The sequence below is a fragment of the Halorubrum sp. B52 genome, from assembly GCF_059752555.1.
The window spans coordinates 782,726-804,894 of the sequence record NZ_MWTG01000007.1 but is presented as its reverse complement, the minus strand read 5'-3'; the positions used below and the strand labels follow the sequence as shown (position 1 = coordinate 804,894).

At 70.9% G+C, this 22,169-nt stretch carries 23 protein-coding genes; 12 read left to right on the top strand and 11 right to left on the bottom strand.

Going from position 1 to position 22,169, the window contains the following annotated elements:
- The first annotated feature begins 21 nt into the window (after window positions 1–21).
- The 7 genes from B4V04_RS05505 to B4V04_RS05475 are packed head-to-tail and all read left to right on the top strand — an operon-like array spanning window position 22 to window position 9,347.
- Window positions 22–3,783 carry a type II/IV secretion system ATPase subunit gene (locus B4V04_RS05505; RefSeq protein ID WP_498229854.1) on the top strand — a complete coding sequence of 1,254 codons (3,762 nt, stop codon included), beginning with the start codon at window positions 22–24 and terminating at the stop codon, window positions 3,781–3,783.
- A 27-nt stretch (window positions 3,784–3,810) separates the two neighbouring features.
- The gene (locus B4V04_RS05500) at window positions 3,811–5,850 is read left to right on the top strand and encodes a type II secretion system F family protein (RefSeq protein ID WP_498229852.1); all 2,040 of its coding nucleotides are present in this window, start codon (window positions 3,811–3,813) and stop codon (window positions 5,848–5,850) included.
- Complete coding sequence (locus B4V04_RS05495; protein WP_498229850.1) at window positions 5,840–6,421, top strand: DUF7287 family protein; 582 nt, start codon at window positions 5,840–5,842, stop codon at window positions 6,419–6,421. The genes B4V04_RS05500 and B4V04_RS05495 overlap by 11 nt, the downstream gene beginning before the upstream one ends.
- Window positions 6,418–7,026: a DUF7288 family protein gene (locus B4V04_RS05490; RefSeq protein ID WP_498229849.1), complete on the top strand. Its 609-nt coding sequence runs from the start codon at window positions 6,418–6,420 to the stop codon at window positions 7,024–7,026. Before B4V04_RS05495 ends, B4V04_RS05490 begins: the two co-directional genes overlap by 4 nt.
- Window positions 7,014–8,033 (top strand): DUF7261 family protein, encoded by a 1,020-nt coding sequence (locus B4V04_RS05485; protein WP_498229848.1) that lies wholly within the window; start codon window positions 7,014–7,016, stop codon window positions 8,031–8,033. Before B4V04_RS05490 ends, B4V04_RS05485 begins: the two co-directional genes overlap by 13 nt.
- Window positions 8,026–8,529, top strand: coding sequence for a DUF7266 family protein (locus B4V04_RS05480; protein WP_498229847.1), 504 nt, complete (start codon window positions 8,026–8,028; stop codon window positions 8,527–8,529). The genes B4V04_RS05485 and B4V04_RS05480 overlap by 8 nt, the downstream gene beginning before the upstream one ends.
- Complete coding sequence (locus tag B4V04_RS05475) at window positions 8,526–9,347, top strand: DUF7289 family protein (RefSeq protein ID WP_498229846.1); 822 nt, start codon at window positions 8,526–8,528, stop codon at window positions 9,345–9,347. The genes B4V04_RS05480 and B4V04_RS05475 overlap by 4 nt, the downstream gene beginning before the upstream one ends.
- A gap of 33 nt (window positions 9,348–9,380) precedes the next feature.
- On the opposite strand, the gene B4V04_RS05470 is transcribed toward B4V04_RS05475, so the two are convergent.
- Window positions 9,381–11,198: a DUF7289 family protein gene (locus tag B4V04_RS05470; RefSeq protein ID WP_498229844.1), complete on the bottom strand. Its 1,818-nt coding sequence runs from the start codon at window positions 11,196–11,198 to the stop codon at window positions 9,381–9,383.
- A gap of 150 nt (window positions 11,199–11,348) precedes the next feature.
- Between B4V04_RS05470 and B4V04_RS05465 the strand changes: the two genes are divergently transcribed.
- From B4V04_RS05465 to B4V04_RS05455, 3 genes are all read left to right on the top strand, one after another.
- Window positions 11,349–12,146, top strand: coding sequence for an alanyl-tRNA editing protein (locus tag B4V04_RS05465; protein ID WP_498229843.1), 798 nt, complete (start codon window positions 11,349–11,351; stop codon window positions 12,144–12,146).
- An 80-nt stretch (window positions 12,147–12,226) separates the two neighbouring features.
- Window positions 12,227–12,553, top strand: coding sequence for a transcription factor S (locus B4V04_RS05460; RefSeq protein ID WP_144799316.1), 327 nt, complete (start codon window positions 12,227–12,229; stop codon window positions 12,551–12,553).
- An 89-nt stretch (window positions 12,554–12,642) separates the two neighbouring features.
- A complete protein-coding gene (locus B4V04_RS05455; protein WP_498229841.1) occupies window positions 12,643–13,254 on the top strand; it encodes a DUF6517 family protein in 612 nt (203 codons plus the stop codon).
- Window positions 13,255–13,277: 23 nt separating this feature from the next.
- On the opposite strand, the gene B4V04_RS05450 is transcribed toward B4V04_RS05455, so the two are convergent.
- The 3 genes from B4V04_RS05450 to B4V04_RS05440 form a co-directional block, all read right to left on the bottom strand.
- Window positions 13,278–13,811 carry a DUF7332 family protein gene (locus tag B4V04_RS05450; protein WP_498229839.1) on the bottom strand — a complete coding sequence of 178 codons (534 nt, stop codon included), beginning with the start codon at window positions 13,809–13,811 and terminating at the stop codon, window positions 13,278–13,280.
- A 76-nt stretch (window positions 13,812–13,887) separates the two neighbouring features.
- On the bottom strand, window positions 13,888–14,259 hold the full coding sequence (locus B4V04_RS05445; RefSeq protein WP_498229837.1) for a methylglyoxal synthase: 372 nt from the start codon (window positions 14,257–14,259) through the stop codon (window positions 13,888–13,890).
- Between the two features lie 80 nt (window positions 14,260–14,339).
- Window positions 14,340–16,265, bottom strand: a complete 1,926-nt coding sequence (locus B4V04_RS05440) for a beta-CASP ribonuclease aCPSF1 (RefSeq protein WP_498229835.1) — start codon at window positions 16,263–16,265, stop codon at window positions 14,340–14,342.
- Window positions 16,266–16,500: 235 nt separating this feature from the next.
- Here B4V04_RS05440 and B4V04_RS05435 point away from each other — a divergent pair, with 235 nt between their 5' ends.
- On the top strand, window positions 16,501–17,031 hold the full coding sequence (locus tag B4V04_RS05435; protein ID WP_498229833.1) for a DUF7984 family protein: 531 nt from the start codon (window positions 16,501–16,503) through the stop codon (window positions 17,029–17,031).
- A 2-nt stretch (window positions 17,032–17,033) separates the two neighbouring features.
- Here the strand turns inward: B4V04_RS05435 and B4V04_RS05430 are convergent, their stop codons facing one another.
- The 6 genes from B4V04_RS05430 to B4V04_RS05405 are packed head-to-tail and all read right to left on the bottom strand — an operon-like array spanning window position 17,034 to window position 21,138.
- A complete protein-coding gene (locus B4V04_RS05430) occupies window positions 17,034–17,927 on the bottom strand; it encodes an SDR family oxidoreductase (RefSeq protein ID WP_498229831.1) in 894 nt (297 codons plus the stop codon).
- 54 nt (window positions 17,928–17,981) lie between these two features.
- Window positions 17,982–18,452, bottom strand: a complete 471-nt coding sequence (locus B4V04_RS05425) for a GNAT family N-acetyltransferase (protein ID WP_498229829.1) — start codon at window positions 18,450–18,452, stop codon at window positions 17,982–17,984.
- Between the two features lie 52 nt (window positions 18,453–18,504).
- Complete coding sequence (gene psmA / locus B4V04_RS05420; RefSeq protein WP_498229827.1) at window positions 18,505–19,305, bottom strand: archaeal proteasome endopeptidase complex subunit alpha; 801 nt, start codon at window positions 19,303–19,305, stop codon at window positions 18,505–18,507.
- 4 nt (window positions 19,306–19,309) lie between these two features.
- Complete coding sequence (locus tag B4V04_RS05415) at window positions 19,310–19,789, bottom strand: Rpp14/Pop5 family protein (RefSeq protein WP_498229825.1); 480 nt, start codon at window positions 19,787–19,789, stop codon at window positions 19,310–19,312.
- A 10-nt stretch (window positions 19,790–19,799) separates the two neighbouring features.
- Window positions 19,800–20,429: a class I SAM-dependent methyltransferase gene (locus tag B4V04_RS05410; RefSeq protein WP_498229823.1), complete on the bottom strand. Its 630-nt coding sequence runs from the start codon at window positions 20,427–20,429 to the stop codon at window positions 19,800–19,802.
- A complete protein-coding gene (locus tag B4V04_RS05405; RefSeq protein ID WP_498229821.1) occupies window positions 20,413–21,138 on the bottom strand; it encodes an RNase P subunit p30 family protein in 726 nt (241 codons plus the stop codon). Before B4V04_RS05405 ends, B4V04_RS05410 begins: the two co-directional genes overlap by 17 nt.
- 113 nt (window positions 21,139–21,251) lie before the next feature.
- Between B4V04_RS05405 and B4V04_RS05400 the strand changes: the two genes are divergently transcribed.
- Complete coding sequence (locus tag B4V04_RS05400) at window positions 21,252–21,536, top strand: DUF357 domain-containing protein (RefSeq protein ID WP_498229819.1); 285 nt, start codon at window positions 21,252–21,254, stop codon at window positions 21,534–21,536.
- Between the two features lie 48 nt (window positions 21,537–21,584).
- Here the strand turns inward: B4V04_RS05400 and B4V04_RS05395 are convergent, their stop codons facing one another.
- Window positions 21,585–22,094, bottom strand: a complete 510-nt coding sequence (locus B4V04_RS05395; protein ID WP_498229817.1) for an MOSC domain-containing protein — start codon at window positions 22,092–22,094, stop codon at window positions 21,585–21,587.
- Window positions 22,095–22,169 lie beyond the last annotated feature (75 nt).

Below are 22,169 nucleotides of genomic sequence, written 5' to 3'. Positions count from 1 at the left end.
GGTCGAGCTGTTTACGCAGTTATGGCAACCGAGGACGCCGAGCGCTCGCCGCAGTCGCCCGACGAGGCGACCGACGGGACGGCGTCCGACCCGCCCGTCGCGAGGGGACGGTACTCGTGGCGGGCGTTCCTGAACGATCGCGGCCGCGCCGACGCCGCGGCGGAGCTGTACGCCGACGTCGGCGAGGAGCCGGTCGTCCCGGCGAGCGCCGTCGCCGCGCACGCCGAGGACGGCGCCGACGTCGTGCTCCGCGCGCCCGGCGTCGACGAGGCGTTCGTGGCCGACGGCGACACCCCGGTCTCCGGTCACGGGACGCCGGACGCGGGGACGCTCGTCGTGGGCGCCGACCACGTCGTTCTCAGCGGCGACGCCGTGGTCCCCGACGGGACGTCGACGGCGGCGGTGGACTCCGGCGCGTTCGCGTCGGAGCCGGAGGCGGATCCGGACGCGACGACCGAGGGGGACGAGCCGGGGGAACCGACCGAAAGCGGCGACGCGGACGACTCCGCTGAAGCGCCCGATGAGGAAGTGGGCGGGGCGTCTGCGGACGACACCGAAGCCGACGACAAAGAACCTCACCCCGACGACGAGGCGTCTGCGACCGACCCGGACGGGACGGACGATGACTCGGACGGGACGGACGACGAAACGGACGACGAGGGCCTGCTCGCGGTCGGGGGCGGCGGCGTGTCCGGGACGGTCGCCGTCGCGGCCGACGACGTCGAGACGGTCCCACGGCGCGCGCCGACCGCCGAGGAGTGGGCCCGCGTCGACGTCGACCCGAGCGAGTTCCTCGGCTTCGACCCCTCGGAGACGGAGTACCGGGTCCGGGCGGCCGCGGCCGTCGGCGACGTCCTCTGGGACCTCTGTTCGGCGCGGTACGACCTCTACTCGGTGCCGGTCCTGAAGGGGTACTACACGTGGGACGACTACCGCGACGAGTACTTCCTCGACGAGGAGGGGAACCCGCCGACGGACGAGGACGACGAGCCGCTGGAGTTCACCCACGAGGACAAGACCGAGGCGCTCGGGTTCGACCCCGACCGGACCGAGGAACTGCTGGGCGCGGGCGGGGGCGCCGCCGCCGAGCTCGCCGACCTGGTCGATGAGCGCACGGTGAACGTGAACCCCGAGGTCGACGAGGACGCGTTCTTCTCGACGGCCGCGGGCGACACCACGCTCGCGAACCGGTACGACCTGGAGAAGGCGGTGCCGATGCCGAAGAAGACCCACTTCCGCGAGATCGAGCGGTACTGGGTGAACGAGCCGTACGCGTTCGTGATCGTGTTCCGCTCGACGAAGGAGAACGAGGTGAAGTACTACGCCGTCCAGCCGTACCGGACCGAGATCGAGACGGACCTCGTCGAGTTCCTGACGGGGAAGCTCCGCACCTCGATCAAGTACGCCGACGAGGCGATCGCGGGGGGCGACGAGGAGTTCCGCAAGGAGGTGATCGTCGACGAGGCGCTCACCCTGCTCGACCGGTACGACCTCTACGAGCGCGAGGCCGGCGACCGGGGGGTGATCGACGACCTCGTCGACGACGCGGTCGACCGGTTCGGCTTCGACGTCACGGAGGGGATCGCCGCTCGGATCACGGAGTCGCTCGGCTACGAACCCCCCGCGGAGTCGGACTCGGCGCCGGCGAAGATCCTCGCGCGGCCCGAGCCGGCGGTGTTGGCCGAGGACCCGGAGACGCTGTCGGACCACCAGGTCGAGAAGCTGCTGTACTACCTCAAGCGGGACTTCATCGGCTACGAGCGGATCGACCCGATCAAGTACGACATCAACGTGGAGGACATCTCCTGTGACGGGTACAACTCGCCCGTCTTCGTCTACCACTCCGACTACGAGCAGATCATCACCAACGTCTACCACGAGACCGACGAGCTCGACGACTTCGTCGTGAAGCTCGCGCAGCGCTCCGGCAAGGGGATCTCGAAGCGGCGCCCGCAGGTGGACGCCACCCTCCCCGACGGCTCTCGCGCCCAGCTCACGCTCGGCCGCGAGGTGTCGGACCACGGGACGAACTACACCATCCGGCAGTTCAACGAGATCCCGTTCACGCCGATCGACCTGATCAACTGGAAGACGTTCTCGCTCGACGAGATGGCGTTCCTCTGGCTGTCGATCGAGAACCACAAGAGCCTGATCTTCGCGGGCGGCACCGCCTCCGGGAAGACGACGAGCCTGAACGCGGTCTCCCTCTTTATCCCCTCGAACGCGAAGATCGTCTCCATCGAGGACACCCGCGAGGTCGAGCTCCCCCAGCGCAACTGGATCGCCTCGGTCACCCGCCCCTCCTTCTCCGACGACGACAAGGGCGACATCGACGAGTTCGACCTGCTGGAGGCCGCGCTCCGCCAGCGCCCCGACTACATCGTGATGGGCGAGATCCGCGGCGAGGAGGGGCGGACCGCGTTCCAGGTGATGTCGACCGGCCACACCACCTACACCACCTTCCACGCCGACACGGTCGGCGAGGTGCTCAAGCGGTTCACCACGGAGCCGATCAACGTCTCGAAGACGATGTTCACGGCCCTCGATCTGGTCTCCGTCCAGACGTCGACTCGGGTGCAGGGGAAGAAGGTGCGCCGGAACAAGTCGCTGACCGAGATCAACCACTACGACGCCGAGAACGACGAGATCAACGTCCAAGACGTGTTCCAGTGGCAGGCGGAGACCGACGAGTTCCTGCAGATGGGCGACTCGAACACCCTCGAGGACATCATGTTCGACCGCGGGTGGGGCCGCGAGACGCTGAACGAGGAGCTCCGGAAGCGTCGGGTCGTGTTGGCGTACCTCATCGACCGCGGGCTCAACAGCTACGCGCAGGTGGCCGCGACGTTCCAGGCGTTCATCAACGACCCCGAGACGGTGCTCGCGCTGATGGCGAACGAGGGGCTCGAGCGCTCGCTGGAGGACCTCCGAGAGATGGAGTCCGTCCTCATCAACGTCGACCGCGACAAAGAGGAGATGGTGCCCCGGCCGGAGCCGGACGAGGCGGGCCGCGCGGAGGTCGAGCGCATCCTCGCCGAGGCCGAGGACCTGTTCGCCGAGTACCGCGGCCGGATGCCCGACTCCGTCGCCGACGCGCTGCTCGACGTGACGCCCGCGGCCGACGTCGAGGCGACTCCCGACGCCGACCGCGAGACGCTCGCGGAGACGGCCCGCGAGGCGGCGGCGCTCCACCCGGACGCGGCCGGTCCCGAACGCCCCGAGACCGTCGCGGATGGCGAGAGCGCGCCGCTCGACGGAACGGCGGCAGAGGCGGTGACGACCGAGCCGGTGACGACCGAGACGACGACGGCCGACGGAGCGGCGACCGACGGACCGTCGACCGACGACTTCGACGGGGTCGCCGACGCGAGCCCGGTCGACGGGAGCCCCGGCGTCGGGCCGAGCGATCGGTCCCGGGCGTCGAGCGAACCGGCGAGCGCGAACGGGACGGAGGCGGCGAACGGCTCGTCGCCGGGGGACGGCATCGGTGACGCGACCGACGCCGATTCGGCCGCCGGGGGCGGCGCGATCGACTTCGACGAGCCGTTCGAGGAGGGGATCGACGTGCTGGATCCGGCCGCCGCCGACGGTGACGAAGGCGATCCGGACGGCGACACCGAGGGCGACGACGCGTCTGCGGCAGGCGAGGACGAAGCGGAGAGCGACGAGGGGGCGGAGAGCGGCGACGGGCCGACCGTCGAGCGCGACGAGGACGCGGAGGGCGACGACGACGACATCGGCGACTGGGGGTTCGGCACGGTCGAGTCCCCGGAGGAGCGGTAGCGTCGTGTCCCCGACGAGGTGGCTCGCGTGAGTCTCGACACGGGGGTCGGCGACGGCTCCGCCGACGCCGACGTCCTCGCGGAGCTGTTCTACCCCGTCTTCGAGCTGCTGTTCGACCCCGACGGCGACTTCGTCGGCGACGTCGAGCGCAAGCTCGCGGAGGCCCGGATGCCGGACCAGGTGGAGATGTACGTCTCGCGGGCGCTCGGCGCGGGACTGCTCGTCGGCGGGCTCCTCTGGGCGCTCGGCACGCTGATCGGCTACGGCGTCTTCTCGCTCGGGCTGATCGACCCGAGCACGCTGTCGCTCGGCGTGCCGGCGCCGACGCCGGAGGTCCAGGCGCTGTTGCGGTCGCTCGTCGTGCCGACCGCGGTGCTGATAAGCGGCCTCGTCTTCGGCTCGATCGGGTTCGCGCTCGGGTTCGGCACCGTCGTCGCGATCCCCTACTCGCGGGCGTCCGCGCGGAAGCGCGAGATCAACCTCCTGCTCGCGGACTCCGTCTCGTTCATGTACGCGCTCTCCGTCGGCGGGCTCAACCAGCTCGAGATCCTCCGCGCGATGGCGACGGCGGAAGACACGTACGGCGAGGTCTCCCGCGAGTTCCAGAGCATCGTCAACGAGACGGAGTACTTCGGCACCGACTACCGGAACGCGATCCGCCAGCAGTCGATGGAGACCCCCTCCGACGAGCTCTCGCAGTTCCTCGCCGACATGCTCTCGATCGTCAACTCCGGCGGCGACATGGAGAGCTTCCTGAAGGACAAAAAGGAGAAACACCTCCGCACGTCGAAACAGGAGCGCGAGATGACCCTCGAGACCCTGGAGCTGTTCGGCGAGATGTACATGACGCTCTCCTTATTCCCCCTCCTCCTCATCATCATCCTCGTCATCATGGGGATGATGGGCGAGGCCGACGACCGGCTCCTGTACGCGACGGTGTACGTGCTGATCCCGCTGACCGGGATCGGCTTCCTCGTGCTCGTCTCCACCGTCAAGCAGGACGAGCCGGGCGACGGCTACCTCCGCCCCGACGGCGGCAGCGAGCGCCTCCGACAGACGAGCCGGGAGGGACTCCTCCACTTCGGGCTGATCGAGGGGTTCGTCGGTCGCTTCGACGTCTTCGACCGCATCCGCGACCGGGAGGGGACGTACAAGACGAAACAGATCGTCTCGGCGCCGCACCACTTCCTGCGCGACAACCCGCTGTACACGCTGGCGCTGACCGTGCCGGCCGCGGTCGCGATCGTCGCCATCGCGGCGCTCACCGGCAACGCGCCGACGACCTTCGACGGGTGGGTCGCTCGCCCCGTCTGGTCGGCGTTCGTCTGGATCTACGTCCCGGCGTACCTCGTGATGGGGCCCCTCGCGGTCTTCCACGAGTGGAGCCAGCGCTCGAAGCGGGCGATCACGGGGAAGCTCTCCGAGAGCCTCCGGAAGCTCTCCTCGGCGAACGACACCGGGCAGACCCTGCTCGAATCGGTCCAGACGGTCTCGGAGACCTCCACCGGCCAGCTCGCCGAGGAGTTCGAGGTGATCCACGCGAAGGTGAACTACGGGATGAGCCTCCGCGACGCCATGGTCGAGTTCAACAACAAGTACGCGGTCCCGCGGCTCGCCCGGACGGTGAAGCTCATCTCGGAGGCGCAGGAGGCCTCCTCGCAGATCACGGACGTGTTGACGACGGCGGCGCAGGCGTCGGAGAACCAGGACGACATCGAGCGCGAACGCATCTCCCGGACCCGGATGCAGGTGGCGATCATCGTGATGACGTACGTCACGCTGCTCGGCGTGATGGCGATCCTCCAGACCCAGTTCATCGACGTGATGGGCGACCTCTCGTCGCAAGGGGAGTCCGCGGGCGGCGCGGGCGGCGGCGCCGGGTTCGGGGGCGGTGGCGGCGTGGATCCCGCCGTCCTCTCGATGCTGTTCTTCCACGCGGTGACCCTGCAGGCGGTGCTCTCGGGGTTCATCAGCGGCTACATCCGCAGCGCCGACATCATCTCCGGCGTCAAGTTCGCGGTGGTCCTGATGACGCTCGCGCTGGGGGTGTGGATCTATGTCGGGTGACCGGCGCGCGGCCACCTCTCGCCGACCGCTCGCGAGAGACCGCGCGCAGACCCCGATCGACTTCGCCATCGGCGCGAGCGTGTTCCTGCTGACGCTCGGGTTCGTGATCGCGTTCGTCCCGACCGTGTTCGATCCCTTCGCCGGCGCGGCGACCGCCTCGCCGGTCGTGAGCGACCGCGTCGCCGCGGGGGTCGCCGGCGACCTGCTCGCCGCGTCGCCGACGGAGCCCGCGGTGCTATCGCCGGCGTGTACGGCCGCCTACTTCGAGGGCGACGCGGGAAACGCCACCCTCGCCGCCGCGGCCGGCTGTCCGGCCGGGGTCGCGAACGACACGGCCGCGGAGTTCGGGATCGACGACGACGTGCTCGTCGTCGTCCACTCGATGAGCGATCCGGACCCGATCGGCAACGCGTCGACCGTCACCGTCGACACGGAGCACGGCACGCACGCGATCGAACTGCGCCGGAGCACGAGAGACCCGGTCCGCGTCGACCGCGGCGGCGTCAGCGTCTCGCAGCGGCTCGTCTCGATCGACGGCGACCAGTACCGGCTCACGGTGTGGGTGTGGTGACCGTGGCGACCGACGACCGCGCGCAGGCGCACACGCTGGAGGCGTTCGCGGCGGCGATCCTGATCGTCGCCGGGCTCACCTTCGCGCTGCAGGCGACCGCGGTGACGCCGCTGTCGGCCAGCACGTCGAACCAGCACTTGGAGAACCAGCAGCGGGCGGTCGCGAACGACCTGCTGGAGACGAGCGCGGCCAACGGCGACCTCGAAGCGGCGCTGCTCCGCTGGGACCCGGACAGGGAATCGTTCACGGGCGAACGGAGCCCGAGCTACTTCACGGGCGGCGGCCCGCCGAACGCGTTCGGCGAGGCGCTGAACGCGAGCTTCGGCGAGCGACGGATCGCGTTCAACGTCCGGATCCGACACGGACCGGGCGACGGGAACGAGACGACGCTGGTGAGCATGGGCGCGCCGAGCGACAACGCCGTGACGGCGACGCGCACGGTCGTCCTGACCGACGACGCGAATCTGACCGCCCCGGGATACCAGAACACGACGCTGCGGATGCTCTCCGACGGGAGCGCGAGCGGCGAGTTCTACGCGGCCGACGCCGGCGGCGGCGCGGTGTACGACAGACTGGAGGTGCGCATCGTCGTATGGCAGCTGTGATTCCCGGGTCGCCCGACGACGAGGGCGACGGTCCCCGCGACAGGGGCGGCCCCCGCGTCGACGGCCCCGCCGGTGGCCGACGCTTCCGCGACGCGGACCGCGGACAGCTCCTGTTGGTCTCCGGGCTCGTCGTCGCCGTCTCGCTGGTGGCGCTCGTGGTGCTGCTGAACGCGAGCATCTACAGCGAGAACGTCGCGACCCGCGGGGTCGAGGCCGCCGACGGGGAGGCGCTGGAGGTCCGCGCCGCCGCGGTCGAGGAGACCGGAAAGCTGATCGACGGGACGAACCGGAACCGACTCTCGGACCACGATGCGGCGGCAACCGCCGTCGAGAACGGGATCGCCGACCTCGACGCGCACCTCGCCCGGGCGTACGCCGATCGCGGCGGGGTGACCCACGTCGCGGCCGACCCCTCGTCGATCCGCGGCGGGAGCTACGTGACGGGGAACCTCACCGCGAACGGGACCGGCGACGCGAACGCGACGCTCGCGCTCGACGTCGCTCAGATCCGAGGGTTCGTCGTGGAGGTCGACTCCACCAACCTCTCGTCGACCGACGCGTCCGGGGCACCGGGCGACGCGTTCCACGTCCGGTTCGACGACGGCGTCAACGAGACGCGGGAGGTGTACGTGTACAACGAGACCGGCGACGTCACCGTCGCCGTCGGCGAGAACGGGAGCGCCCCGACGGTCGTCTGCTCGACGCCGGCCGCCGACCGCGTCGCGGTCGATCTGACCGGGGGGCGGCTCGGCGACGAGTCCTGTCCGGGGCTCTGGACGACGAGCGCCGGGGCGCTGGGAACCCCCTACGACGTGACGATCGAGCGGACCGACGCGGCGAACGGCACGGTGACCGCCACCGCGCGCCCCGATACGGGAGACGCCGTCGACTCGGACCTGACGGCGACGCCCGCGGTGTACGACGCGGAGATCGACCTCAGCTACCGCACCGCGGAGCTCCGGTTCGAGACCACGGTCCGGGTCGCGCCGGGTGAGCCCGATGCGTGAGTGCGGGACGGTGGACGGCGGCGGCGATCGTCGCTTCCGCGGCGACGAGCGCGCCGTGAGCGTCACCGTCGGGTACGTGCTGACGCTCGCGATCGGCGCGGTGCTGCTCTCCGGGATCGTCATCGGGATCGGCGGCGTCGTCGACTCGCAGACGGACCGCGTCGTCAGGGGCGACCTCGCCGTGGTCGGCCAGACCGCGGTCGCGAACCTCGAGAGCGCCGACCGGCTCGCCCGCGCGGCGGAGGTCGACCGCCCGGCCGACGCCCCCGACGCGAACGTCTCGGTCGACGTCGACCTGCCCGCCCGGATCGCCGGCCGTCCCTATCGGATCGCGGTCGACTCCGAGGCCGTGACGCTGCGGACCGACGACCCGGAGGCGGTCGCCGAGATCCCGCACGTCGCGAACCTGTCCGTCGAATCGTCTCGCGTCCGTGGCGGGCCGATCCGGATCCGGTATAACGGCTCGAGCGGTCGGCTGGAGGTGACGGAGCGATGAGCGGGCGAGGGCGGAACCAGACGGTCTCGATCGCGGGCGTTCCCTCGCTCGTCGACGACGAGCGCGGCGTGAGCGACGTCGTCGGCTACATCCTCGTGTTCTCGCTGATCACGATCACGATCGGCACGGTGTTCGCGGTCGGCATCACGGGCGTGGAGGACCGGCGCGAGGCCGAGCGCGTCGCCAACGTCGAGCGCGCGTTCGACGTACTCGACGACAACCTCCGGGACGTCCAGCGGTACAGCGACCCCAACCGGGCGACCGAGATCCGGCTGGCCGGCGGCACGCTGTCGACCTCCGCTGAGACGCGGTTCGTTCTCGCGAACACCAGCGACCCCGACGACGTCACGAACCACACGCTCGACGAGTGGACGTCGAGGACGATCGCGTACGAGGAGGGCGACACGACGATCGCCTACGAGGCCGGCGCCTTGGTCCGCGGCGATGGCGACGGCTCGGTGATGCTGTCCGAGCCCCGCTTCGTCGCCGCCGACGGTCGGACGACGATTCCGATGGTGGCGTTGCTCCGCGGCGACGGTGAGGAGAGCGTCACCGGCGAGGGGACCGTCCAGATCACTGCGGTCGAGGACCCGAACGCCGACTCGACGACGACGCGGTTCGACGCCGCGAGCGGCGAGACGTTGTACCTCTGGGTGGAGACGGACCACCCGGACGCGTGGGCGCGCTACTTCGAGCGGGTCGACGGGTTCTCGGACGCGACACCCGCCGACGCCGACGGCGTCGCGGTGGCGGAGCTGACTCACGACGACCTGGTGTACGTGCGCGAGGTCGTGCGGCTCATCGGGCTTCGGCGCTGACGGTCCTCCCGCGAGCGGTCCAGCGCGATCGGATCAGTCGTCCTCGACCGTCACCCGGTGTCGGGAGACGTGGAGATGGCTCACCACGGGGACGGACTCGCCAGCGAACGGTTGGACGTCCCTGAGCGCCTCGTCGTAGTGCAGGCTGAGGTCGGCGTCGTCGAACGCGAAGCTCCCGGACGTGAACGACCCCTTGAACGTCATCTGATTCCTGAGCTCCACGTCGCTCGTCGGCGCGAACATCACGCCGGCGAAGTCGATCCCGTCGGTCTGGTCGCCCCCGAAGTAGACGTCGTCCCCGCTCGAGTAGAGCCACAGGTTCTTGGTCACGTCGCTGTCGGCGGCGATCGTCGCGGTGTCTCGCACGTCGACGTTGCCTGTGTTGTACAGCTCGAGGCGGGTGTCAGCGGCCGTCGTGATCGACGCGTCGTTCCGCACGTCGATCATCCCGCCGACGAACAGCTCGTTGCGGTTCACGCCCCGTGCGCGGAGTGTCGACCCGTCCCGCATCGCGACGTCGCCCTCGACGAGGACCGCGATGTCGTCGCTGTCGTCGCTGTCGTCGCTGTAGTCTTCGCCGACGAATTCGATCCGGCTGCCGTCCCCGCTCACGCTGAGCCCCCCGTCGACGTGCACGGCCGATCCGTTCTCGATCCGGAGGGTGCTGCCGTTCGAGACGGAGACGCTGCCGTTCACGAAGGTGTCCGACCCGATCGTCCGAGTCGACCCGTCGTCGTGTCCGAACCCGGAGACGGTGTTCGATTCGAGGTTCCGGTCGCGGATCCGGTTCATCCGCTCGGTTATGGCTCCGGAGATGGGGTCCGCCTCGCTCAGGGAGTCGTCGACCCGTCGCTCGCCGGTGACGTTCAGCTTGTCCTCCTGGCCGGACGGGATGTTGTACGACTCCGCGACGAGGTCGCCGCGGATCGTGATGCTGTCGGTGCCGCCGCCGCCGCCCGCCGTGAGTCGGAACTCGCCGGTGGTCTGGACCACCGCATCGCTGTTCGCGTCCGAAGCGTTGTACGAGTCGACGCTGGAGTCGTAGCTGTCGGCGTACAGGCTGTCGATCCCGCCCGTGTCGAGCCGAGAGCGACCCACCGACGAGACGCTCGCGCTCAGCGTGGGGTGGACCGTCTCCGTGCGGAGCGCGACGCGGACCTCCGTCGGCGACACCTGGGTGACGTTCGCCCGCGTCCGGGTATCAAAGAACCGCCCCCACGCCTCCGCGTACTCGCTCTCGACCGTGATCGTCACGTTGCCGCCGAGCAGCGGGTTCGAGACGTTCTCGGAGGGGAACAGCCCCTCCGGGTGCTCCGACCGGCCCGTCACGACCGCGGCGTCGCCGAGCCGCCCGTCGACGCCGTCGATCGTCACGAGCGGGAGCGTGAGCGTGTCGCCGCGGTAGTGGAACTCGGGCGGGGACACCATCCACGAGCCGTCGCCGTTCGACCGCCAGACGCCGCCGCCCTGATACGCGACCCGCTCGTCGCCCCGCTCGTAGATCATGGCGCCGAGCGTGACGTTCTCCGTCACCGTCTCCAGGTCGCCGGCCTCGTTCTCCGCCTCGACCTCGATCCGCATCACCCCCGCGTCGCCGTCGACGCGCACGTCGGCGCTCCGCCCCGGGTCGAGCCGGACGCGCTGGCTCGTCGACCCGCCGTGCGCCACGAGGCTGGCCTTCGAGTCGACCTGCGTCATCGCCCCCTCGATCCGCTGGACGTCGGCCGACGACTGCACGTCGGCGAGCGCCGTCGACCCGAGCGCGACCGTGATCCCGACCGCGGTGATCGTGAGTCCGAGAAGGAGCACGACGCCGATCACCTCGCTCTGCGCCCGGTCGGGACGGTTCATGTACCCGCGTACGCCGGGAGCACGGATAAACGTCGACGTCCGAGTATCGGATCTGAGAGCGGCGGTCGGCCGCTCCTCGACGGCCGCGTTCCCCACGCGCGTCTCGCCCCGAACGCACCACCTAAGCCGGCGGAAGCGCTCCCTTCGGATATGACCGAGGAGCTGTACCTCGCCGACGACACCGTGACGACGTTCGAGGCGACCGTCGAGCGCGCGCTCGACGACCGCGTCGTCCTCGACCGGACGCACTTCTATCCGACCGGCGGCGGCCAGCCGCACGACACGGGGACGCTCCGCGTCGCGGACGGGGAGAACGGTGCTCGGTGGCGGGTGGTCGACGTGCAGAAGAAGGACACGATCTACCACACTCTCGCGGCGACGGACGGAGGGAGCTCACGGTCCCCGCCCGAGCCCGGCACCGCGGTCGTCGGCGAGATCGACGCGGCGCGTCGGTCGGCTCACTCGCGGTACCACACCGCCCAACACCTGCTGTCGGCGCTTCTGTTAAACGAGTTCGACGCGCGGACCACCGGAAACCAGCTGTACGACGACCACGCGCACCTCGACGCGGCGTACGACCGCTTCGACGACGCGGACCTCGACCGGATCGAGGCGCGCCTCAACGAGCTCGTCGCCGACGAGCGCCCCGTCACGAGCTACGCGATGGACCGCGCGGAGGCGGAGGCGACGCTGGACCCGGAGCGCACCCGCATCGACCTCCTTCCCGACTCGATCCGGGAGCTCCGGATTGTCGAGATCGGCGCGGCGGGCGCCGACGACGCGGGGCCGGAGACCGGCGCGGACCCGTACGACCGCACCGCCTGCGCCGGGACCCACGTCGGCGACACCGCCGAGATCGGCGAGGTCGTCGTCACCGGTCGGGAGACGAAGGGGAGCGATGAGGAGCGCGTGCGGTTCGCGCTCGCCGAGCACCTCGACGGCGAATAGCGCGCGAACCGCCGTCGACGCGATCGACGCCGCTCGTCCGCGATCCCGTCGTTTATATACGATCCGCGGCTGGTTCCGCCATGAAGTTCTGCGACGAGTGCGGCTCGATGATGAAGTCCGGCGAGGGCGAGGACCACTGGGTGTGTAGCTCCGAGGACTGCGGCCACGAGATCGGCCGCGAGGACGGCGACGACGAGTGGACCACCGAGTCGCAGGTCGAGTCGGAGATCATCGACGTGAGCGACGCGGAGGACAAGGGGCTCCCGCAGACGACCGCCCACTGCCCGGAGTGCGGCAACGACCGCGCGTACTGGTACATGCAGCAGATCCGCTCGGCCGACGAGTCGGAGACCCGCTTCTTCGTCTGCACCGAGTGCGAGCACAAGTGGCGCGAAGACGACCACTGACCCGATCCGCGGCGGCCCCCTCTCCGCTCGCCGCCCGAGCCGCCTCCGCCCCCGCCCGCTTTTAATTACCTGCCCGGCGAACGCCGACCATGGACCCGCCGGTCGTCCCTCCGGACCGCCTCGACGGCTGGCGACGCGTCGCCGAGACGACGGACCGACCGTTCGCGGCCGGCCCCGTCTCGGTGACCGCGAGCACGGTGCGGTACGAGCGGACGAACGACCCCCCGCCGCGCCCCTTCTGCTTCGCGAGTCGTCTGCGGATCCGCCCGGAGACGACACCGAACGCCGCGCTCACGCGGCTCGTCGAGCGACGGGCTCGGGAGGGGTTCCGCGACCGGCTCGCCGACCGCGGCGTCGAGGCCGTCGAGCGCCGCGGCGAGCGCGGGATCGCGATCGACGATCCGACCACCTCCCGCGCGACGCTCTGGACCTTCCGCGGGGACTGTCGGATCGGCGGGGACGCCGGCGGCGACGGCGACGATACGGGCGGCCCGGGCGACAGCTCCCCGGTCGAGGCGCTGCTCGCGGTGTGGGCGACCGACGAGTACCTCCTCGCCGGCGGCGCCTACCCGCTCGGATCGGACGCGTACCCGGACGGCCGGAGTCCCGAGGACGCTCGGCGGGAGCTACTGGGGATCGTTCGCGGGGTCCGGTCGCCGGCGGGCGGAGGGGACGGCGGAGACGGCGAAGACGACGAGTAGCGGACCGCGAGGCGCGCGCCGGCTCAGCAGGCCGCGGCGCCGGCGCCCGACTCGATCGGGGAGCCCTCGCCGCGGTAGTCGGAGTCGCCGATCGCGCCGCCGAACATCGGGAGGTCGAGCTCGTACGCGTACAACACGTCGAACGCCGCGAACGGGTCGATCCCGTTCGAAATCGCCTCGCGCGCGGTGAGCCGGACCCCCGCGGCGAGCGTCACGATCGGGTCGCCGTCGAGCGTCCCGGCCGCTTCCAGTCCGAACTCGTTGCCGGCGGCGGGATCGGTCAGCACGGAGAGGTGGACGACCGCGTCGATCGTCGCGCCCGTCTCGCCGATCGAGATCGGGTAGCCGTCGCCCGCGAAACACCGCGTCGGCGGCGTCGCGGCGTCGTCGGGAGTGTCGCCCTCGCGCGTGTCGTTCCCGGGCGCCTCGCCGCCGGACTGCGCAGCGCCGAGACCGACGGCCGCCCCGCTCGCGACGAGCGCCGAGACGAGGAGAAACGCGGTCGCCAGCGCCGCGAGCCGGGCCATCGGGTAACGGGTCGTCGGGCGACGGGTCATCGGTGCGGGGTACGACTGCGGGACCTAAAACGCCGCGGCCCCCGGTATCCGATCTGATACTCGGGAGCGGGGCGGCTCACGTTGAGTCGAGGAGCCCCTCGACGAGCAGTTCCCCGGAGGCGACGTTGGTCGCCAGCGGGACGTCCTTCACGTCGCAGACGCGGAGCAGCGCGGAGATGTCCGGCTCGTGCGCCTGCGCGGTGAGCGGGTCGCGGAGGAAGACGACGCCGTCGATGGCCTCGTCAGCGATCATCGCGCCGATCTGGAGGTCGCCGCCGTACGGGCCCGACGCCTGTCGGTTCACGGCGAGGCCGGTCTCCTCGCTGATGCGTTTCCCGGTGGTCCCCGTCGTCACGAGCTCGCAGTCGTCGAGCGCGGCGGCGTGTTTCGTGACGAACTCCACCATCTCGTCTTTCAGTTCGTCGTGGGCGATGAGCGCGATGCGCATGGCTCGACGTTGCCGCGTCGCCGGTTAAAGACTCCCGTCGGCGCAACGAGGGAAACCCGAGCGGAAAGACCGGGTTCGGCCTACTTGAACCGGAACGTCTCCAGGTTCTTCGGCGCGAACGTCCGCATGTTGTAGTCGTGGTACAGCGCCGAGGAGAGGTCCTGCACGGAGCGCTCGTCGCCGTGGACGCACAGCACCTTCTCCGGCCGCGGGTTCATCGTCTTCACGAAGTTCTCTAACCCCTGCCGGTCGGCGTGCCCGGAGAAGCCGTCGACGACCTCGGTCCCCATCTCCAGGGTGAGCGTGTCGCCGCGGCTCCCGCCGCCCCAGCCGTCGACCGGGATCTCGTCCCAGCCGTTCTGGATCCGGCGGCCGAGCGTCCCCTGCGCCTGGTAGCCGACGAAGACGAGGTTCGAGTCCGGGTCGGGGCCGATGTGGCGGAGCCACGACATGATCGGCCCGCCCTCGATCATCCCGGAGGTGGAGATGACGATGCACTCGTCGCCGTCGGCGACCTCCTGTCGCTCGTCCTCGCCGGCGTCGATGTGGTTGAACTGCTCGGCGAGGAACGGGTTCTCGTCCTCGTGGAAGATCCGGTCGCGGAGGTCGTCGCGGAGGTACTCGGGATAGGTGGTGTGGATCGCGGTCGCCTCCCAGATCATCCCGTCGAGGTGGACGGGCATCTCCGGGATCTCGCCCTTCCGCATCGCCTCCTCCAAGACGAGCATGATCTCCTGGGAGCGCCCCACGGCGAACGCGGGGATGACGACCTTCCCGCCCTGCTCGTACGTCTCGTTGATGACCTCCTTGAGCGCCTCCTCGGAGTCGGCCTGGTCGGTCTGGTAGTCGTCGCGACCGCCGTAGGTGGACTCTAACACGAGCGTCTCGACCCGCGGGAAGTCGTTGACGGCGCCGTTGAACAGGCGGGTGTCCTCGTAGTGGATGTCGCCGGAGAAGGCGACGTTGTAGAGCCCGTCGCCGATGTGGAAGTGCGTGACCGCGCTCCCGAGGATGTGGCCCGCGTTGTGGAAGGTGAGCTTCACGTCGGGCGCCACGTCGGTGACGTCGCCGTACTCCAGCGGGATGGTGTGTTTGATCGCCTCGCGGACCTGCGCCGACTCGTACGGCGGCGTCCGCCCCTCCTTGGCGGCGACGTCGAGGTAGTCCAGCGTGAGCAGCCCCATCAGGTCGCGGCTCGGCTCGGTCGTGTAGATCGGGCCGTCGTAGCCGTACTTGTACAGGAGCGGGACCAGCGCCGAGTGGTCGAGGTGAGCGTGCGTGAGCACGACGGCGTCGAGCGTCGCCGCGCCGGCCCCGAGCGCCTCCGGGACCTGGAGGTACGGCACCTCGCCCTCCGCGCCGGGCTTGTCGCCGCAGTCGATGAGGATCCGGGTCTCCGGCGTCGAGAGGATGAACGCGGCGCGGCCGACCTCGCGGCAGCAGCCGAGCGTCGTGATCCGGACCCACTCGTCGTCGGACATCTCCTCGCGGTGGATCTGGCGCCCGACGCGCTCGAGGATGTCGCGGCGCTCCTCGCGCTCGTTCTTCAGGAAGCCGCGCACGTTCGAGACGGTGGAGGACTCGATCGGCGGCGTCCGAACGACCTCGGGGGTCCAGCCGACCTCCTGGGTGATCTCCCGCAGCGTGGAGCCGCGGCGGCCGATCACCATCCCCGGCTTCTCGGCCTCGATGACGACCTCGCCGGTGTCCTCGTGGAAGTCGAGGTCGGTCACGCCGGCGTCGTCCGGGATCACCTCCCGCACCTCCTCCTCGGCGCGCGCCGGCGGAGAGAGGGCGCTGGGGTCGGGGCGGACCGTGATTCGTTTCCGGAGCTTTGAGGCGAGCCGGCGGATCAGGTCGCCGTCGCCGGCGAACCGCTTCGGGTCGCGGGTGTACACGACCAGTTCCGGGCCCTCGTACTTGACGTCGGTGACCGTGATGTCGTTCGGAATCTCCTGTTCGATCTCTGATTTCAGGGTATCGAGCTGCTTGTCGACTTGACTCATATCTTACCGCGGGTAGTTGGGGTCGCCGCCGCCGTCGAACGCGTCCGCGCGCCGGTCCGTGGCTCGTCGCCGAACGGTCGACCGTGACGGGGGAGGCATAGTGGTAGTACTGTCCGTAGGTGGTTCCGTGCGGGAACAGCCAGCGAAAACCCGCTTAGGTGGACGTATACCCCCGTTATTATAAAACCCTTCGCAAAGGGCAAACCCCTTGTCCGGCGTCGGCGTTCGAATCCCCATGCGCGTCACCCCCGAGACGGTCCGCGACGAGCACGCGTGGGTGCGCGACCGCGCGCCCGTCGTCGTCCCCCTCATCAACGAGACCCGCGAGCGACTCGGGACGCTGTTCGAGACGGAGGTCGACCCCGTGAGCCGCGAGACGTACCGCCGCGAGGCCGACGCCGTCTTCGCCGACGGCGAGGTCGCGGTCAACGTCGCCGGCTGCGTCGCGCTCCTCCGCGACCTCGACGTCGCCGGCGACTACCCGGGCTTCGTCGTCGACGAGGTCCTCGGTCGCGAGCTCGCGGCGACGATCGCCGGCGGCCGCCCGCTGTCGCTGCTCGCGGAGGCGACGTTCCACTTCGTGGACGTCCACGTGAGCGAGGACGAGACCGCGCCGGGCGACGACGCCGGGACCGCCGGCGCCGACGACCTCGACGCCGCGCTCGCCGCGGGGTTCCAGACGCGGCTCCCGGGGTGGGAGTGGCGGGAGAGCGAGAGCCCGTTCGCGGTCGAGTCGGGGCCCGGGGAAGCGGAAAACGGCGACTGACGCTACGACGTGAACTTCCGGACGAGCTCGTACCCCCGATCGAACACCGCGTCGGGGAGGAACCGCGCGAGCACGCCGACGCGGGCCGCCGTGCCGGACTGGATCCGCGCCGGTGGCCGCGTCGCGCTCGCGGCGTCGTAGATGGCGCCGGCGACGAGTTCGGGCTCCACCGCCCCGGGACCGTCGCCGCCGATCAGCTGTGCGTCCTCGAACATCGCGTAGAACTCCTCGTATGCGCCGGAGCGGTCGCTGGTGTCTTCGTCCGACGCGTCGTCCTCGCCCCCGTCCGGCTCGACGCCAGCCTCGGACTGCGCGCGCCTCGAGAAGTTCGTCTTCACCGGCCCCGGCTCGACGACGACGACGTCGATACCGAACTCGGAGACCTCGTTGCGGAGCGCGTCCGACATCGCCTCCAGGGCGAACTTCGACCCGGAGTAGACGCCGCCGCCGGGGAACGAGACCCGCCCGGCGACCGAGGACACGTTGACGATGGTGCCGTCGCGCTCGCGGCGCATCGCCGGCAACACCGCCTTGACGAGCCGGTGCGGCCCGTACACGTTCACGTCGAACTGCTCGTGTACCTCCGCGGTCGACACGTCTTCGATCGGCCCGAACTGGCCGTACCCCGCGTTGTTGACCAGGGCGTCGATCGCGCCCTCCTCGTCTAAGACCCGGTCGACGACGCGGTCGACGTCGGACTGGTCGGTGACGTCGAGCGTGGCGAGCTCACAGCCCGCCTCGCCGAGCGTCTCGATGTCCGCGGGGTTCCGCGCGGTCGCGTACACGGTCCACCCCTCGTCGTTGAACGCGTGCGCCGCGGCGCGGCCGATACCCGAGGAACAGCCGGTGATGAGTACCGTCTTCTGCACGCGTCGTCGGTCGGCCCCCGGCGGCATAACTCTCCCGACCCGACCGCCGGTTCCCTCGCGGCGTCCGGCGCCGGCCTCCAGTCACAGCTCTTCGGTCCGGACGCCCATCGCCCGCGACGCGGGGGCGGTCCGCTTGAACCCCCATCGCTCGTAGAAACCGTCGACGTCGGCGAGGAGGTCGACGTACGCGCCGTCCGGGGCGTTCGCGCGGAGCCACGCGACGAGCGCGTCCATCATCGCCGTCCCGATCCCCCGCCCCTGATGCGGCTCCGCGACGGCCATGTCCGAGAGGTGGAAGATCGATCCGCCGTCCCCGACGATCCGCGCCATGCCGACCGCCGACCCGGTCTCGGTCTCGACCGCGTGAACGCCGTACGTCGTGTTCGGGAGCCCCCGCTCGACCGCCTCGCGCGACCGGTCGCTCATGCCGGCCTCCCGCCGGAGCCGACGGAACGCGTCGACCGACGGGGTCGTTTCCCGCAGCTCGTAGCCGACCGGGAGCGTCGGGGCGTCCCGCTCGGGCCCGTCAGATTCGACCGCGTCGTCGCTCATACGTCCCTGTTCGCGCCTCGAAAAATGGTCGTTTCGACCGGGGGCGACCGGACTACTCCTCGTCGCCGTCGCCCGCGTCCTCGGTGTCGCCCGCGCCCTCGCTGCCGTCCGCGTCCTCGTCGGTCGCGAGCAGGTCGCGCTCCTCGAGGATCGACTCGATCTCGTCGTTCGACCGCTCGGTGTACTCCTCGTCGTCGACGGTGATCGTGGCGACGCCGACGCCGTCGGGCGCCAGTTCGCCGTCGTTCGACTGCGCGAGGGTGTCGAGCGCGAGCCCGACCGCCTCGTCGGTGGAGAGCCCCTCCTCGTACTCCTCTTCGAGGTAGTCGCGGAGGTCGCTCCGGTCGGAGCCGATCGAGAGCGCCCGCCACTCGTAGGGGGTGCCGGAGGGGTCGGTCTCGAAGAGGCGCGGCTCGCCGTTCTCGATCCCGCCGACGATGAGCGCGACGCCGAAGGGGCGCGCGCCGCCGACCTGCGTGTACTGCTGGATGTGGTCGGTGATCGTCTTCGTCAGCGTCTCGATGCCGATCGCCTCGCCGTAGCGCAGGCGGTTCACCTGCGCCTGCCGGCGCGCGAAGTCGATGAGCTGGCGGGCGTCGGCGACGTGGCCCGCGCTCGCGACGCCGACGTGGTCGTCGGCCTTGTGGAGCTTCTCGATGCTCGCCGGCTCCATCAGCGGGGAGCGGGCGCGCTTGTCCGCCGCGAGGACGACGCCGTCCTCGGCGCGGACGCCGACGCTCGCCGTCCCGCGTTTCACCGCCTCCCGGGCGTACTCGACCTGGTAGAGCCTGCCGTCGGGAGAGAAGATGGTGATGCCTCGGTCGTACGCCTGCTGTTGGGATTGGCCCTGCATGATATCACTCGATGTCGAACGCCGCCGCGCCGACGTAACCCGACTCGACACGCACGTCGCACGCGTCCTCGCGCACGACCGCGGGCCGCTCGGCGTCCCCGAACGCGACGTCTCGCTGTGTCGAATTAGCGCCCGCGCGACCCATATATCTTTCCTCACAGGCACGCACCGTCCCCGAGATTCCACGGACGTGGATCCCGACGGGGTCGCCGTCGACCTCGCTCACGCAGGCGACCGCCGCGCGCGCCTCGGCGACGTGGCCGTGCCGGACCCTGACCACCGCTTCCCCCGTCCCGTCGCCGTGCGCGAACGAGAGCAGCGTGAGGTCGGCGTCGGCGCTGCCCGCGTCGCCGATCAGGTTGCCGGCGGCGTACCAGAGCGCGCGCTGGAAGGAGCGGCGCCCGAGGTCGGCGTCGGGCCACGTCTCGATCCCGACCGCGAGGTACCGCCAGCGCGGTCGGAGGTGTTTGGGGAGGTGTTTCATCGGGCTCGGCTCACTCCCCGCCCGCGTCGCCGCCGAGCCGCTCCGCGACGATCACGGCGACCTGGTCGTGGACGCGCTCGACCGCGGTCACCGCGTACCCCTCGGCGGTGAACGCCTCGACGAGGGTCCCCACGGTGGCCGGGTCGTCGACATCGGGGCCGTAAAAGGGCGCCTCCGGGTCCGGCTCCTCGAAGAAGGCCACGTCGCCGAGGACGATCCGGCGGGCCCCGGTCGCGGCCATCACGCGGATCGCCTCGCGCTTCTCGTCGTCGCCGAGGTGGTGGAGCGCGAAGTTCGAGGTGACGACGTCGATCCGCTGGCCGGGGTCGACCTCGGGGTCCCGGAACTCGCCGTACGCGAACTCGACGTTCGAGAGCCCCCGTTCCTCGGCCTTCCGACGGCCCTCGTCCATCATCCCCTCGCTGATGTCCCGGGCGAGCACGCGCTCGGCGTCGGGCGCGATCGCCAGCGCGATGGCGCCGGTGCCGGCGCCCAGGTCGAGGACCACGTCGTCGGGGTTCGGGTCGGCGTACTCGATAACGAGGCTCGCGCAGGCGTGGTACTCGTCGCTCTTCGAGTCGTCGTACTCCGCCGCCTTCTCGGAGAAGCGCGCCGCGTGCTCCTCAACCGTCTTCTTCATACCTTCCACGTCGGACCCCCGGCTCTATGAAGGCCTCGGAGCGACGCTCCCGGTTGCGCGCCGCGATCTCGCTCCACGCCCGGAGCCCCTCCTCGACCCACTCGGGGTCGAACCCGACCGCCTCGGCGGCGGCGACCAGCTCGCGGGGCGCCCGGAGCGCGAGGTGCGAGCGCGGGTTCGCGCTGACGACGTGGGGCGCGTCGTAGTAGGTCACGATCTCGCGGAGCTTCCGCAGGTCGGAGAGGGCGCGAACGCGCTTCCCTCCGCTCGCGCGGAGCAGCGGGCCGAGGTCGAACTCCACGTGGACCCCGTTGTCGCGGGCCGCCTTCGCGAGGACGTGGTTGAACTCCCCCGGCCCGTCCATCGGGCGCGCGAGGACGTCGACCCGCGGCTCCTCGACTGCGAACCGGTTGAGCCCGTCGTCGCCGCCGACGAGACAGACGACGGTGCGCTCGGACCGGTAGTTGCCCACCGCGCCCGATGCGCTCGTGGCGTCGTCGACGTCGATCTCGACCGCGTCGACGACGTCGACGCCGTACTCCTCGCGGAGCGCCGCCGCCTCATCCGGGGGTTCGCCGTCCTCGCCGGCCGCAGCGAGCGCGTCCCGCGTGCGGACGACGACCCCGTCGTAGCCGTACCGCGCCGCGGTGGCCGCGTGGCGGGCGACGGTCGCGTCGCCGTCGGGGTGGGCGTGGACGGCCTCGTACATGGGCGCCCGTTTCGGCTCCGCCGGTATCGTCGTTGCGCTTTCCGGCGACGAGGGCGACCGCTCGCCCCGTCGCCCCCGGGAGCTTTTTGCGCCGCTCGCGGGAACCGGAGCCCATGAGCGCCGACTTAGAGGAGAAGACGGACCGCTACGAGCGCATGCTCGCGGACGCGCTGGCGGTCGCGGAGCCGCGGCCGCCGGCCGACACCCCCCTCGGCGAGGCCGCGGCCGACGTGACCGAGATGGCCGAGTCGTACCTCGAAGACGGGCGGCACTTCCGCGAGGGCGGCGACCCGGTGAACGCGCTCGCGTCGTACTCGTACGGCTACGGGTGGCTCGACGCCGGCGTCCGGCTCGGGCTGTTCGCCGTCCCCGACGACACCGAGCTGTTCACGACGTGAGCGGGGGCGCGGCGCCGAACGGGGCCGCGTCGTCGCGGTGCGCTCCGACTACGCGTCTTCGAGCCGCGGGCGCGCCGCGTCCGCCGCGTCGCCGAGGATCCGGATCGACGCGCCGGTCTCGATCGCGCCGTCCTCGACGATCCTGGCGCGGAGCCCGCCCCGGTGAACGAGCGCCTCGCGGACCCCCTCGCGTTCGAGCAGCGATTCGAGGTACGAGCACGGCTCGCAGAGCTCGACCCCCTCGCAGGTCGCGTCGCCGACGCTGAAGCGCACGCCGACGAGGCGGTTGAGCCCGATACCGTCGGTGGTGAGGTTGCGCCGGTGCTCGTTCGGGCCGACGGCGACCCCGTAGTCGCGCTCGACGGCGTCGAGCGTCTCGCCCTCGATCAGCGACAGCTCTCGGCTCACGTCGCGCGCCGACCGCGAGTAGGTCCCGCGCTCGAGGAAGTAACGGTCGCCGCGCAGTCCCCGCCCGGAGACCGCCTCGACGCGGTCTCGCTCCTCCATGGGCGCGCCCGCCTCGGGCGCGACGTGAATCGCCTCGATCCGTCCGGTCATACCGCGTCACACGCCCACGACCGACAAAGCGGTTGCGGCGGGGCGTCGCGGCGGCCCCGAGGGCGCCGCCGGCGC